The organism is Sphingosinicella sp., assembly GCF_041916975.1.
Taxonomy (GTDB): domain Bacteria; phylum Pseudomonadota; class Alphaproteobacteria; order Sphingomonadales; family Sphingomonadaceae; genus Sphingosinicella.
The window spans coordinates 2,611,546-2,625,887 of sequence record NZ_JAYRYK010000001.1 but is presented as its reverse complement, the minus strand read 5'-3'; the positions used below and the strand labels follow the sequence as shown (position 1 = coordinate 2,625,887).

Below are 14,342 nucleotides of genomic sequence, written 5' to 3'. Positions count from 1 at the left end.
TCTTAGGGTATTCTATATAACCATAATATATTCAAAATTGGAAAACATGCTAAAGATTCGACAATACCTCCGTCATTTCTGGCCCTCTGCGAGGGAGAAAACGCGTCTCATGGCAAACGTCCTCACTGAACGACACGGCCCGATCGCCGTTCTCAAGCTCAACAATCCAGATCAATACAATGCGCTGACTCCTGAACTTCTGGACGCATGCAATCGAGCGCTGGATGCCATCCTCGCAGCGCCCGTGAGGTGCGTCATTCTCACCGGTGCGGGCAAAGGTTTCTGCGCCGGCGCGCAGCTCGGCGGCACAATGTTCACGCAGGGTGCAGCGATCGGCGATCTGATGCGGGAGAGCTTTGCGCCTCTAATCACCAGATTGCGCAGGTCTCCAATCCCGATCGTCGTTGCGGTCAACGGCCCCGCAGCCGGTGCCGGTGTAGGTATCGCACTGGCGGGCGATATCGTTGTTGCAGCACGTTCTGCAAAATTCGTTCTGAGCTTCGTCAAACTTGGTGCCGTGCTTGATGGCGGTACATCACTTCTGGTGCAGCGCACCATCGGCACCGCACGCGCTCGCGCCCTGGCGATGACCGGCGATACCCTAATGGCAGAAACCGCCGCCGAGTGGGGGCTGATATGGAAATGCGTCGACGATGCCATGTTGGCAGATGAAGCAATGAGAATCGCAAGGCAGGTCGCAGACGGTCCGCCTACGGCCCTCCGTATGATCAAGAGACAGATCGAGGATGGTTGGAACGCCTCTCTGGAACACGTACTCGCAGAGGAAGCCGGCATGCAGGAAATTGCCTTTGAAACGGAAGACCTGCGTGAAGGCGCATCCGCCTTCATCGAAAAGCGGAAACCGCGATTTAACGGGCACTAACGACGAGGACGACGGTTACTCTGCAGCACCGGAAATTCGGCTCAGGATTTCCCTCACAGCCTCCGATACGTTCGGGGCTTCGACAAGCTGCATCACAGACGCTCGCATCGAAGACCGGTAAGGCTCGGGAAACTGGAACCAATTCATGAAGTCCGACGAACGTAGCAACCAGGCGGCGAGCTCCGGCTGTTCATGGTCGAGCGCCGTGATGACATCACAAAGAAGCCTGTACCCCGCCCCGGAACCGGCATGGAAGGCCCGCACATTACGCACGAAAAGCGCTGTATATACGGTCCTCGCCAGGGTCATGTCCTGGCGATCGAATTCATCGCCCGCCAACATACCAGAAATATGCTGCGCAGTGTCATTCGCAGGTATCAGCGCGCGCCCCTCAAACCAGCGCCGCATCAAAGCGGGTTTCCCATGCCAACGCTCCGCTGTCTTCTGAAGAAGGTCCGTTCCCGTGATCTCCCCTGCCTGACACAGCAACAAAAATGCTAAAACCAGATCATTGACCGTCTTTCCCGTCTCAACCTGTCGATACGCAGCTTCACGCGCAGGGCTTCCCCCGCCGGCCAACCAAAGTTGCAACACTGCCGCTGAAAACATGCGGTCACCGATTGCCGTCGGATCATCACCGCAGCGTGCCCGTTCCTGAGATCGCTCGTGCAGCGCAGAGAGCTGTCCATCCAGTCGCTGGGACACCGATCGCAAAACACGCTTTGACGCAGCGCACAGGGCGAGTGGATCGGGAAATGTAAGCCGCCCCATTAACGCGCGCGGATCTGGGGGCGTCAGCAGTTCGGCTCGAAGCCCCCCCTCGATTCCTTCATCTGCAAGGATACGGGAAAGAGCGGACGCCCAGGCTTCGGAAAGCTGGCCGACCCTCTTTTCGCCCTTAATCTGCGCCGCAGTGATCGCCGTCGCCAGTTGCTGCCCGGCCTCCCACCGGCGATACACATCCTCCTCATACTCGAACAACATCACACACTCTGTTTCGGACAGTTGCTCCTTCACGATCACTGGCGCACTCAATCCGCGCAGCAGCGACGGCACCACATCGGCCGTTGACTGCCAATCGACAATCAGCCGGTCTCCATCAATCACCGGAGCATTAAGATGTAAACTGATGTCACCTGAAATTTGGAACGGGACAGAAGCTCCGCTTGAATCGAGGCATCGGATGCCGAGTGGTATCGGGCGCTTGGAAACGCCCTCGGTCGGGGAACGGCGAATGATCATTCGGCCATCGCCATCAGGAGTCACGGCTCGGCTACATTCCAATACAGGCGTACCGGCAAGCCCAAACCACTGCACAAAGGCGTCGAGAGGCGTTCCCGCGGTACGCGATAGATGCGAGAGCATATCGTCGATGGTCGCGGACTTTCCGTCGAACGCCGTCAAAAATCCATCAAGCGCATCTCGAAAAACCTCTTCCCCGACGAGGGCATAGATCATCCGAAAGATCACCGCGCTCTTGATGTAGGTGGTTGGGTTGTAGAGATTGAACGGTTCGACATAGTCTTCCGGCCGAACCGGCCGAGCACCAGGCGCCATGTCGTCGGGGAGCTGACGCGAACGCCACACTCGGATAGGCCACAGCTGCATAAAGCGGCCATAGCGGTGCTCTGCGTAGAGTTGATGTCGAAGCGTGGTGAGCCCCTCCTTGAGGCCGAGCTCAAACCAGTCCCTGCACATGACACGGTTGCCAGTCCAATTGTGCAGATATTCGTGTGCCACGTTGATCTCGACATTCAGATAGTCAAGATCGACCGCTGTTTCAGGGTCGACCAGCCCAATCGACTCCTCGAAGAAATTCAGGCCCTTGTTTTCCATCGCTGGAAACGCGAAGGGCTTGAACATCACTAGGCTGTAGCAGTCGAGATCAAACTCTCGTTCAATCCAGTCTTCTTCCCAGTGCATTACGCGTTTCAGGCTTTCGAGCGCAAAGCGGGCATGTTCCGGGTCGCCGTTCTGCACATAAGCAGCGAGTACGATCTCACGCCCTGATCGCGTGACATGTCGATCCGATATCGACTGAAATGGCCCAGCTGCCAGCGCAAAGAGATAGCATGGCTTCGGAATGGGATCAGCCCAGCGCACCCAGTGCCGCCCATCGGCAAGACAGCCCTGGCCATCCGGCTGACCATTGGAGAGGAGCGCCGGAAATCGCAACGGATCTGCGCGAATCTCGGTTGTGATCGTCACGGCGAGATCGGGCCGGTCGGGAAATGGCAGGATACGCCGGAAACCTTCAGGCTCGCAGTGCGTCACCAGCATCTCACCGGCGCGGTACAATCCCTGCAGACTAGTGTTGGTCGCGGGTTTCAGCGCCGTTTCGACCTCGACCTGCATCTGCGGCCCACGGAAGAAAAGGTCAATCGTACCGCTTCCGTTTGAAGGCGCCATCACTTCGGCACCGTCAACCACGAACCGCCTTATGTCGAGATCGCGGAAATCGAGGCGGAGAGGTTCGTCAACATTCCCAGGGCGGCGATCGAAACTATAGCGTCCCGAAACGCGTGTCGCTTCATAGTCGAGATCGAACGTGAGATCGATGTGCCCGCCAACGCTAGCCGGCAGGCGGTAATCACTACGCCGGCGCACGCTCCGCGATCACCTTTCTGTCCGGCGCCAAACCGAGTTGCCGGCCAGCCAGCAGGAAGACGAACAGCCCGGCGATCCCGACAATAAGCGATCGCGCTGCCATCTGGAGACCTGGATCGCCGCCTTCCACCACACCCGACACCAGTGCGCCATCATTGAGGAAACCGTGCACGGCGATCGCCGCAAGCGCGCTCCCGCCGGTACGATTGACGAAATAGGCCATCAGGATCGAACCGCCGACACACCAGATCGTGAACAGCGGCATATAGGCGAGCAGATACATGCCCCAACCGACCGACATCGGCGTCTGGAAAAGCACGTCGCGCGAGACGTGCCAGACCGCCCAGCAAACGCCAAGCACGATTGCCGCCCGAATCGGAGACATAGCGGCTTGAAGGCAAGGGAGTGCGTATCCCCTGAAACCGAGTTCCTCGAGAAGTCCGCCTTGGTTTAGAAACATAGCTTCCAGCAGGAGCCAAATGGCGGCCCCCGTCAACAGGTGTGGATTGAGGCTGACTTTCCAACCTGCAACCCCCGTAAGCGCGTACTGAAATGCAAAGACGCAGAGCTGGAGCGCTATCACGCTGAGGCACAGTAGCCCCCAGCTACGAAGTCCATCGGCGGCACTGGTACCGATCCATGGACGCAACTGCCCGAGGAACTGCAGGACTGCCGCGCCACCGCCATAATATCCCACAAGGCCAAGAGCAACCAGCGCCGGGATAACCGACCCCATTGCGGCAATGACCAAAACGGGTTCGGCCGATACCGCTGTGAGCAACGGGACCAGAGCACCCCCTCTCAACGTCACGCCAGAATTCTGCATCGTTTCCTGAAGCAGCGGAACAAATTCGAAAGGCCCACCGTGCAGCGGAAAGAACGGATCCGGATAATATGTGAAGAGCAAGGAAAGGATGAAGGGAATTGCAAACGTCCACGCATAAAAAACGGCAAACCTGTGTTTTCCATCAGCGAACATAGCGCTCCCCTTCCCCTCGTTCACGGTGCATACTCCCTGACGCGCAGGCTCAGAAACGTGCGCGCGCCGTCACACCGATCGTCCGCGGCTGGTTTGCGCTGAACAGGCGCTCGCCAGGAAGTGAAGGATCGCCCTGGAAGGCGTATTCCGCGACCTCGTCGGTCACATTATCGGCGAACAGCACAATATCGAAACGATCGCTTTCGAAGGCGACCTGAAGATCAACGATCTGATAGGCCCGCAAACGTTCCGCCGGATTGTTATCGGCGAAATTATAGCGTTTTCCCACGAACGAGGCATTCGCGCGCAATGCAACGTCCCAGCCATCCGCGATCGGAGTACGATATTCAGCACCTGCGCTCATTTTCCACCGCGGCACAAGAGGCAGTGCATTCCCTTTAACCGCAGCGATCACCGGTCCGAGCGGTGTCGACAGAATCACCGTATCCGATAGAGTTGCGTCCGTGTAGTTTCCGCTGAATGTCAGTGTCAGCGCGTCCGTTGGCCGCGCCGTGATTTCCGCTTCCACACCCTTGCTGGTCGCATCACCACCGTTGAACGTGCCGTTAAAGACTCCCGCCGCGCTTGCCGGCAACTGGATATCCTTCCAGTCCATGTAATAGGCGGCAAGACCAAACGCTAGGCGCCGATCCATGAGATCAGCCTTCAGACCAACTTCGTAGTTCCAGAGGGTATCCGGGTGATAGCTTACCGGCATCGGAATCCCGAAGATGTCGAAGATCGGCTTCGTCGGATTCGCACCACCTGCGCGGAAGCCGCGCGAAGCCGTTGCGTAGATCATCGACTGGTCATCAATGTCGTACTTGAGGCTGAAGCGTGGCGCCCACTCAGATGATTTCTGCTTCGATGTGTTATCAAGGCCAGGACCTGTAAGCGCGCCCGAACTAATCACGTGAAAGCGATCGTCCTCTTCGAAATAGCGGAGGCCGAGCGTGGCATGAAGCTTGTCCGTAGCATGCCAGGTCGCCTCTCCGAACAGCGCCCATTGCTTGAAGCGGTAATCGTTATCGCCATCAAGCAGCGGACCGAGGTCAGGATTCGTCACGGTACGACTCACCATGCGGCGTTCGCTGTTCTTGTAGAACCCGCCCACGATCCATTCGAGAGGTCCAGGTGCCGCTGAAGCCAATCGCGCTTCCTGCGCAAAGATCTCATAGTCGATGTCGTATGTCTGCAACACTGTCACGCCCGGTGGCAGCAACCCGCTCGCTGCGCCCGTCTGATCAATCCGGCGCGCAGATTCGCGCGTAAAATAGGAAGTCGACGAAACAAAGTTCGCCCATTCACCCTTGTGCTCGATCGTCAAGTTTGCACGCTCGAACTCATCGTCGCGGCCTTCATCCTGATACCGAAACTGCTCGCGCTTGCGGTTCGAGATGTATTCGCCATCATTGTTTTGATCAGACGCCTGATAGGTCAGCAATACCGTGGTTTGATCAGACGGAGTCCACGCAAGCGTTGCGCGATAGTTGAGCGCATGGTCGTCGTTGATATTTTTTTGGTTCAAAAGGACGTTGTCGATATAGCCTGCGTTCTCCCGCCAGCCTCCAACGACCCGCAGGGCAAGTTTATCCTTCACGAGCGGAATGTTGACCATGCCGTTCAGTGCGTAGTTCCAGCCACCACCTGTCGTGTGCGACAGCGTGACCTCTCCAGCACCCGCGAAGGCCGCTGCGTCAGGCCGCTTGGTAATGATGCGGATGGTACCGCCAAGCGAAGCTTCGCCGAACAACGTACCCTGTGGCCCCCTAAGGATCTCGACGCGATCGATGTCGAACATCCTCACATCGGGCTGCGCGGTAGGATCTGCTGTCACCGGCATCTCGTCAATGTAAAAGCCGGTTGAAGACTCACCCGTCTGGGTCGAGATGCCACGAATCGTCACACGGTTGAGGCCCGGCGCGAACGATGCAAACTCAAGCCCGGGAATTTTGCCTGCGAAATCCTGGAGACTGTCAGCCCCCAGCTTTTCAAGCTCGGCACCGGTGACCGCCGAAATGGCGATCGGCACATCCTGAAGTGCGACTTCACGATGTGTCGCGGTTACGACGATTTCCGGGATCTCAGTAGAGGCGGATTCTGCAGCTGCCGCCGAACCGGCCGATACCGCAAGAACCCACGCAGGCGCCGTTAACAGGCACCGCACTTTTCTGAACGATTGACGATGAACGATCATTGCGCCCCCCTCTTTTTGCTGATGCGCAGACCGGCCTCTCTGCCGATCAGGCAGGACGCGCTTTCAAGGCTGCACCCCACCATAAAAGGGAGAATAATATATTCCAAATACTCATGTCAATTCTGTTATTGAATATTTTTCTTTGCCTCTAAACCTCTCCAGCAACGGACTTTCCAGCCTCTTTCATCACCTGTTCCAAGGTCTTGTGGCTGGTCGCACCCTTTAGTGGCCATTCCACATCGGTTTCGATAACGGCACCCCGAATCAACCGGCAACAAGGAGTCAACGTTAACGGACGCCTGATCGAGAAACGACACACCGTCGATCGTTGGTACAGCTTGAAGCAATGCACGCGTATAAGGGTGGCGTGGCGTTTCCAGCACGTCCGCCGCACGCCCTGCTTCCACGATTTGTCCGCGATACATAACCGCTACATGGTCGGCGAGATGACGTACCACCGCGACGTTGTGGCTTATCAGGATATAGGCCATGCTGCTTCGTCCCTGAAGGTCGAGCAGTAAGTTCAGGATCTGCGCCTGCACCGACAGATCGAGTGCCGAGGTCGGTTCGTCAAGAACGAGTAGAGCGGGTTCAAGCGCAAGCGCGCGCGCAATCGCGATCCGCTGCCGCTGCCCTCCAGAGAATTCGTGCGGATAACGATCAAGTCGGCCAGCCGGAAGTCCCACCTGCTGCGCCAGCAACGTTGCTGCCTCCCGCCGGGATCGCGTATCACCGATACCCTGCACTACAAGGGGCTCGGCAATGATGTCGGCCACCTTCATTTTTGCATTGAGCGATGCCTGCGGATCCTGAAAAACCATCTGTACATCACGCCGGAACTGCCGTCTTTCGCCCTTGCTCAACGTAGAGATCGATTGTCCGCGCAGCCTGATCATGCCCGTGGAAATCGGCACCAGCTGCATAATCGCTTGCGCAAGCGAACTCTTGCCGCAACCTGACTCTCCAACGATTCCCAAGGTCTCACCGGGCATTACCGAAAAGGACACGCCGTCCACGGCAGCAGGTGTGAACGGCTGCGAGGAATAGCGAACCACGACGTCCTCGACGGAAAGCAATACGTCACCGGTCCTCATCGACTATCCGTTTCCCGCTTCCAGCACGCTACAAAATGCCCCTCTGTGTGGACTATGAACGGCGGCGTTTTTTCGCATTCTAGCCCGACGTGTCGGCATCGCGGTGCGAAGCGGCATCCGGGCGGAAATCCAATCGGCGAGATGGCTGTCAAATCGAGCGCCGGAATCGGTGTCTTCGGAGCAAAGCATTCCGGCAACGCACTAAGCAGTGCCCGCGTGTAAGGGTGCGCTGGCGCTGCAATCACATCCAGCGTCGACCCGTGTTCGACGATTTGTCCCGCATGGATGACGTAGATCCGATCACACAGATGGCGAACAACACCCATGTCGTGCGTAATCAGCAGAACCGCCGTACCCGAGCGTCGTGCCATATCGCGCAAAAGTCGGAGAACCTGTGCCTGTACCGTCACGTCAAGCGCCGTCGTCGGTTCATCGGCGACCAAAACGCCAGGCCCACAAGCAAAAGCCATGGCTATCAGAACACGTTGCCGCATACCGCCGCTCAGCATGAATGGATAAGCGCGCATAACCCGGTCGATATCGCGAATCTGCATATCACCCAGTAGCTGACGCGCCTTTACCTCCGCCTCCCTTCTGCTCGCCTTGCTGTGCCGCCGTATAACCTCCGCGATCTGGCTACCCACTCGCAGCACTGGATTAAGCGCTGTGGCAGGCTCCTGGAAAATCATCGAGATGCGAGCACCGCGGAAATCCTCAAGCGCTGACCCATCGAGCGCCAACATGTCTTGTCCGAGCACGCTGACCTTACCGTTCGCTGCCCAGACGCTGGGTGGCAGCAATCGCATGAGTGTCATCGCGGTGATCGACTTTCCGGAGCCGGACTCACCGACAAGCCCGACGATTTCCCCGGAACCGACACTAAGTGACACGCCATCCAGTACCTCCACAGGCCCGGCGCGGGTCGCAAAGCTCATGCGGAGTTCTTCGACAACGATTGCGGGATCGCTCGTCATGATCTCCTCCGCTTTGGATCAACCAGATCCCCTATCGCATCCCCCACGAGGTTGAACCCAAGCGCAGTCAGCAGAATCGCAATTCCCGGCAACGCAGCATACCACCAAGCGCTGAGAATATAGGCTTGCCCTGCATTCACCATCGTGCCCCATTCTGCGAGTGGAGGCTGTGCGCCGAGCCCGATGAAACTCAATGTTGCAACCCCGATCATGGCGTTGCCGACGTCTAGCGTCGCAATCACCAGCATGGGAGCAAGCAGATTGGGAACGATGTGCCGTACCAGAAGATGCCAAGGACCGGCACCAAACGTCCGCGCTGCTTGGACGAAACCCTGCTGGCGAAGGGCCAGTGCCTGTCCGCGCGCAATACGACAATAGCCGGGGATCCCAAGCACGGCTATTGCCGTCATAGCGTTGATAAGGCTTGGTCCCAGCGCCGCGGCCAGCGCGAGCGCAACCACAAGCCCGGGCAATGCCATCACGATATCCATGAAGCGCATGATCGCCGCATCGATCCAGCCGCCCATCAACCCCGAGAAGCCGCCGATCAAGAGGCCTGCGATCGCTCCGACGGCAACCACGCCAAGACTAATGCCGAGCGACGCGCGCGCACCCCAGACGATTCGTGAGAAAATATCGCGCCCTACTTCGTCTGTACCCGCCCAGTGATCGGCGTGCGGCGGCAGCAAGCGTGCGCTCATATCGATGGCATTTGGATCATGCGTCGCGATGAGCGGAGCAAACACCGCCATCAGAATGGCGAGCAGCAGAAGGCAGAGTCCGAACCGTGACGAAGCCGACGAAAGTATCTGCCGGAGCAATTCACCACCGAAGCGTTGATCCACCGCAGGCCGGGAGACAGGCGGACTCATGCAACGCTCCGGATCTGGGGGTCGATAACGAGGTAAACCAGGTCGACCAAGAGATTGGTGACAACATACACAACGGAAACAATCACCGTGAAACCCATGATCACGGGGAAATCCAGAGAAAAGATCGCATTCAGCACATAGGAACCCGCTCCTGGCCACGCGAAGATCGTCTCGACAATGACCGAGCCGAACAGCAACGTGCCGACCGCCATGCCGATCACGGTTACGAGCGGCATCAGTGCATTCCGGAATGCGTGGCGCAGAATGATCGTGCGACGGCGTAGACCCATCGCCTGCGCGGTTCGGATGTAGTCCTGTGCCAGCGCCTCGAGCATTGATGTGCGTGCCAATCGCATGAAGCCGCCCGAGGTAGAAACCGCAAGCGTGAGTGTTGGCAGAATCATGTGCATCGCGGCATCGGCGAAGGCCACAAAGTCGCCTGCCAGCAGGCTATCGATCAGCAGAAAGCCGGTCACGCTTGGCGGCATGGCAAGCGCGGGATCGAAACGCCCGCCGCCTGGTAGCAGATTGAGTTCTCCATAGAAGAGCAGCAGCAGCAGCAAAGCAGTCACGAACCGCGGCGCGGAAACGCCAACGATGGCGATGAGGCGGAGTCCGTGATCGATCCACCGCCCCTCATAAACCGCTGCAGCGATACCGAGCGCGACACCGAGCGCGATCGAGAGTGTCAGCGATACAAGCATCAATTCAATCGTTGCCGGAAAGTAGCCGACGAGTTCCTGCAGCACGGGCCGCTGCGTCAGTACCGAAACGCCGAGATCGCCTTGCGCAAGATTGCCGAGGAATGTCAGGTACTGGACGTACAGCGGGCGATCGAGGCCGAGCTGTGCGCGAAGCGCAGCAATCGCTTCGGCGCTAGCGCGCGGCCCTGCCATAAGCTGCGCGGGATCCCCAGGCACCAAGTGCGAGATCGTGAAGGTGATCAGCGTGACACCGAACAGCACGCCGATCAACATCAGCAGCCGCCGGGCAATCATCGGAAAAACCGCCATAAGCTGCCGTCAACCCGCCGTTTCACGGGTCATCGTGGTTACATTGTAAACCAACGGTCGCCATGCACTGTATTCGAGGCCGACGATATCTTCGCGGTAGGCCAACAGACCGTTCGTAGAAAACAGGAAAATTCTCGGGGTGTCAGCCACAATGAGACGCTGCGCCTTCTGGTAGAGCGCCATGCGCATCGAAGTGTCGGCTTCCGACTGCGCCTTCAGTAACAGCGCGTCGACGGCGGTATTGCTATAATGGACTGTGTTCCCCCCCGCTCCTGCGTTCTTTGAGAAATAGAGCGGGAACAGCACGAGCCACGGATCGGCAAATGCAGGCACAAAATTGTTCATCGCGAGTTCGTATTCACCGCCCATGATCTTGCTCATTGCCGCAGACGGAGCCATCGGTTCCAGCGTTAGATCGACCCCTATGTCAGCAAAGTTGCTCTGCAGCATCAGTACCGCGGCATTGGTGGCGACGCTGCCCTGAATATAGGTAAGCGTCAGGTTGAGTTTCGGATGCCCAGCTTCTGCGAGCAGCGCGCGTGCGGCAGCGACATTCCTCTGCGAAGCGGTCAGCGCAGGGTCATATCCCGGCATACCTTGCGGAATCGGACCGGTAAGAGCCGCAGCATGACCGTGCATGATCGTATTCACAAGCCCTGCATGATCGACGGCAAGATCGAGCGCGCGGCGTAAGCGCACGTCGGAGAGTAAGGGATGCCGGTTGTTGATGTCGACGAAGATCAATGAGGGCCCAGCCTCGTTGAACAGCTTCACGCCCTTCAACTTTTCGAAATGCACGACATCTTCGGCACCGATGCTTTCGCAGATATCGATACGCCCTTTCTCCAGTTCGAGCCGCCGCGCATTGGGCTCGCGAATAAAGCGGAACACGATACGGTCGAAATAGCGCGGGCGTTGCGGATGGTGAGGGTTCGCCACCATCACCAGTTGCTGCCCCCGCTCCCAGCGTTCCACGCGATACGGGCCGCTGCCAGCTGTGTTTTCGGAAAGCCATGCAGCACCCTCGTCGCTCTTCAACGCATGGGCTTTGACAGCAGGGTTCACGAATACTCCGCTTACCGCAAGGAAGTTCAGGAAGATCGGAAACGGCTGCTGCAGCACGAAGCGCAGCGTATAGTCGTCAACCACATCATAGCGTTCCAGCCAGAAGAAATTGGCGGCGAGCGCGGGCTGAAGTTTCAGCGCGCGTCTATAGCTGAAGTCGAATGCCTGCGCCGTAACGGGTGACCCATCATCGAACTTATGGTCACGGCGCATATGGAACGTCCATATCCGGCCGGTCGGGTCGGCCTCCCAGCGTTCAGCAAGAACGCCTTCAAATCCACCAGAAGGTAGTCCATGCTCCATCTTTTCACGGATCAGGCGCTCGTACGCGAGCTCCATGACGGATCCATCGGTCAGCGAAGCCTCGAAGGCGGGATCGAGATTCCGGTTGTCCTGCGCCCGGCCGATAACCAGAGTTCGAGACTGGCCGCTTCTACCGCTGCCGCTGCCGCATCCGGCGAGCGCCAGTGAGACCCCCATACCGAAAAGCGCCGTACGTCGATCAAGCGCTGAGACAGGCATTCAAACCTCCACGTTGTACAAGTCCCATTTCGACAGCAGCGGTCGCGATGCGAAGTCCAAAGGCAAGCAAATCGTCGCCGGACGCGCAGGCAGGATCATCTCCGTTCACCATGACCGCGACGGACATCCCGTGATCCGGATAGCAATGCACATCGCTGCGATAACCGGGCGTCCAGCCGCCGTGCCCATATCTTTCACCAAGCGTGCTGTCGCTTGCGAGCACTCCCAGTCCATATGTTCCGGCCACGGGAGAAGTTGCCCCCTGCCCCCAAGCGATGACGGCGTTCCGGTAGCGACTGTCCGGCCCGCCTAGCAGACGCTGCGTAAAGCGCGCCATGTCAGCTGATGTGCTTGCCCAGCCTCCGCCAGTCCATTCAGAACCCGGGTGAAGTGTAAGCAGACCGCCCTCCATCGACCGACGCGGCAGCCCGATCGGATTGGGACCGCGAAAACCGGGCACCAGCCCTGGAATATTACGGCTGTTGGCCGCGAACGTCTCGCGCAGCTGCCACGGCTCCAGAAACAGGCGTCTGACAAGGTCGTAATAGGTTTGCCCGGAAACAGCTTCCAGGATCAAACCGGCCACGAGGAACGCTGCATCGGTGTATGCGAAATCCTCGCCGGGCGCGAACAACGGCGGGTGATCGAGTATGAAGTCGATCAACGCCTCGGGTGCGTGATATATGTTCGGATCACTCAGCAGCGCCGCGGCCGCGGGCGCGAACGCAGGCAGGTGCATGTAGTCATGGAGGCCCGCGCTGTGGTTCAGCAAATGGCGCAAGGTAAGGTTGGTACCGTTTGGCAACCGAACGAACCAAGCCCGATCGCCCAGATAGCGGGCAATCGGCGCATCAATCTCGAGCGCCCCAGCCTGTACCAGCGACATGGCCACAGCGCCGACGTACATCTTGCCGACGCTCGCCTGCAGCATGACGGACCGAGCAGTCATAGGCGTTCCGTCGTCGGGATCAGCAAACCCGGTCGCCGCGGTCAGAACGCCATTGTCGCAAGCAATGGCTGCGGTCGCGCCTGGAAAGCCCCGCTCTGCATGAAACCCATCCAGCAGGTTGCGGAGCGGTTCGTTATGGAAGATCATGGCCGATGCCATTCAGAAGTCCACCTTGTCGGCACCCTTGGTACCAAGCATAGCGCGCGCTTCGTCTGGCGTTGCGATGTCAATCGAAAGATCTTCGAGGATACGGCGGATACGACGTACCTGATCGGCGTTGGACCGTGCCGGTATTCCCCGTGCTTCCCACAAGCTGTCTTCGAGACCAACCCGAACGTTCCCGCCCAGAATGGCGCCGAGCGTGATGAACTTCATCTGGTTTCGTCCGGCCGCGAGATTCGACCAGTAGTACTGATCCCCGAAGAGCTCATCCGCTGTCTGCTTCATGTGGAGAACGTGCGCTGGGTGTGCGCCAAGCCCCCCGACAAATCCGTATATCGACTGGATGAAGAACGGCGGCTTGATCCAGCCTTGATCTGCGATGAAGCGCAAGCTGTGCAGATGACCGATATCGAAGCATTCAAATTCAAAGCGGACCCCACGCTTCTCGCCAAGCTCACGAGCTATATACTCCATATTCTCGAACGTGTTCACCGTGTTCAGGCTTTTCGTCATTGCCATGAACTCACGTTCCCACGCGTGCTTTACTCGCTTCTCGTATTTGGGGAGCAAGGCGAACAGCGCAGCATTCATCGGCCCCATATTGAAAGAGCATAGCTCGGGCGCGAATCGCATTGGAGCCAGCATGCGCTCCTCAAACGTCCCGGGCTGACCGGTCGTGATGTTGAGGATGGCATTTGTCTGCTGCTTAATGCGCGGCAGGAATTGGCCGTAGACATCGGGGTCAGTTGTCGGGCGTCCGGTGTGGGGATCGCGGGCATGCAGATGGATGATCGCCGCACCTGCCTCTGCTGCCGCGACCGATTCTTCGACGATCTGGTCCGGCGTGATGGGCAGATAGTCTGACTGGCATGGCAAATGGACGGCGCCGGTCACCGCACAGGTAATGATGGCTTTGTTCGCGTGAATCATACGCCTCCTCCCAGGCTCGCTCTCTCTTGCTTTACTCAATTGCATATTATATTCGTTTTGTGAATTATTTTTTCTGATTCTTCATATTCAGGGAG

11 protein-coding genes are annotated in these 14,342 nt (G+C 58.2%); 1 reads left to right on the top strand and 10 read right to left on the bottom strand.

Features of this window, described 5'->3' with window-relative positions; genetic code table 11:
* Positions 1–109: 109 nt before the first annotated feature.
* Complete coding sequence (locus ACE3TJ_RS12450; RefSeq protein WP_374596575.1) at positions 110–883, top strand: enoyl-CoA hydratase-related protein; 774 nt, start codon at positions 110–112, stop codon at positions 881–883.
* A gap of 15 nt (positions 884–898) precedes the next feature.
* Here ACE3TJ_RS12450 and ACE3TJ_RS12445 read toward each other — a convergent pair whose 3' ends face one another.
* The 10 genes from ACE3TJ_RS12445 to ACE3TJ_RS12400 form a co-directional block, all read right to left on the bottom strand.
* Positions 899–3,490 carry an aminopeptidase N C-terminal domain-containing protein gene (locus ACE3TJ_RS12445; RefSeq protein ID WP_374596573.1) on the bottom strand — a complete coding sequence of 864 codons (2,592 nt, stop codon included), beginning with the start codon at positions 3,488–3,490 and terminating at the stop codon, positions 899–901.
* Complete coding sequence (locus ACE3TJ_RS12440) at positions 3,477–4,469, bottom strand: CPBP family intramembrane glutamic endopeptidase (RefSeq protein WP_374596571.1); 993 nt, start codon at positions 4,467–4,469, stop codon at positions 3,477–3,479. Before ACE3TJ_RS12440 ends, ACE3TJ_RS12445 begins: the two co-directional genes overlap by 14 nt.
* Before the next feature lie 49 nt (positions 4,470–4,518).
* On the bottom strand, positions 4,519–6,666 hold the full coding sequence (locus ACE3TJ_RS12435) for a TonB-dependent receptor (protein WP_374596569.1): 2,148 nt from the start codon (positions 6,664–6,666) through the stop codon (positions 4,519–4,521).
* Between the two features lie 125 nt (positions 6,667–6,791).
* Complete coding sequence (locus ACE3TJ_RS12430; protein WP_374596567.1) at positions 6,792–7,760, bottom strand: ABC transporter ATP-binding protein; 969 nt, start codon at positions 7,758–7,760, stop codon at positions 6,792–6,794.
* A complete protein-coding gene (locus ACE3TJ_RS12425) occupies positions 7,757–8,734 on the bottom strand; it encodes an ABC transporter ATP-binding protein (protein ID WP_374596565.1) in 978 nt (325 codons plus the stop codon). Before ACE3TJ_RS12425 ends, ACE3TJ_RS12430 begins: the two co-directional genes overlap by 4 nt.
* A complete protein-coding gene (locus ACE3TJ_RS12420) occupies positions 8,731–9,606 on the bottom strand; it encodes an ABC transporter permease subunit (protein ID WP_374596563.1) in 876 nt (291 codons plus the stop codon). Before ACE3TJ_RS12420 ends, ACE3TJ_RS12425 begins: the two co-directional genes overlap by 4 nt.
* The gene (locus tag ACE3TJ_RS12415) at positions 9,603–10,619 is read right to left on the bottom strand and encodes an ABC transporter permease (protein ID WP_374596561.1); all 1,017 of its coding nucleotides are present in this window, start codon (positions 10,617–10,619) and stop codon (positions 9,603–9,605) included. Before ACE3TJ_RS12415 ends, ACE3TJ_RS12420 begins: the two co-directional genes overlap by 4 nt.
* A gap of 9 nt (positions 10,620–10,628) precedes the next feature.
* Positions 10,629–12,206 (bottom strand): ABC transporter substrate-binding protein, encoded by a 1,578-nt coding sequence (locus ACE3TJ_RS12410; RefSeq protein WP_374596559.1) that lies wholly within the window; start codon positions 12,204–12,206, stop codon positions 10,629–10,631.
* On the bottom strand, positions 12,187–13,314 hold the full coding sequence (locus ACE3TJ_RS12405; protein WP_374596557.1) for a serine hydrolase domain-containing protein: 1,128 nt from the start codon (positions 13,312–13,314) through the stop codon (positions 12,187–12,189). The genes ACE3TJ_RS12410 and ACE3TJ_RS12405 overlap by 20 nt, the downstream gene beginning before the upstream one ends.
* Entirely contained in the window at positions 13,315–14,247 is a 933-nt protein-coding gene (locus ACE3TJ_RS12400) for a 3-keto-5-aminohexanoate cleavage protein (RefSeq protein WP_374596555.1), read from the bottom strand.
* Positions 14,248–14,342 lie beyond the last annotated feature (95 nt).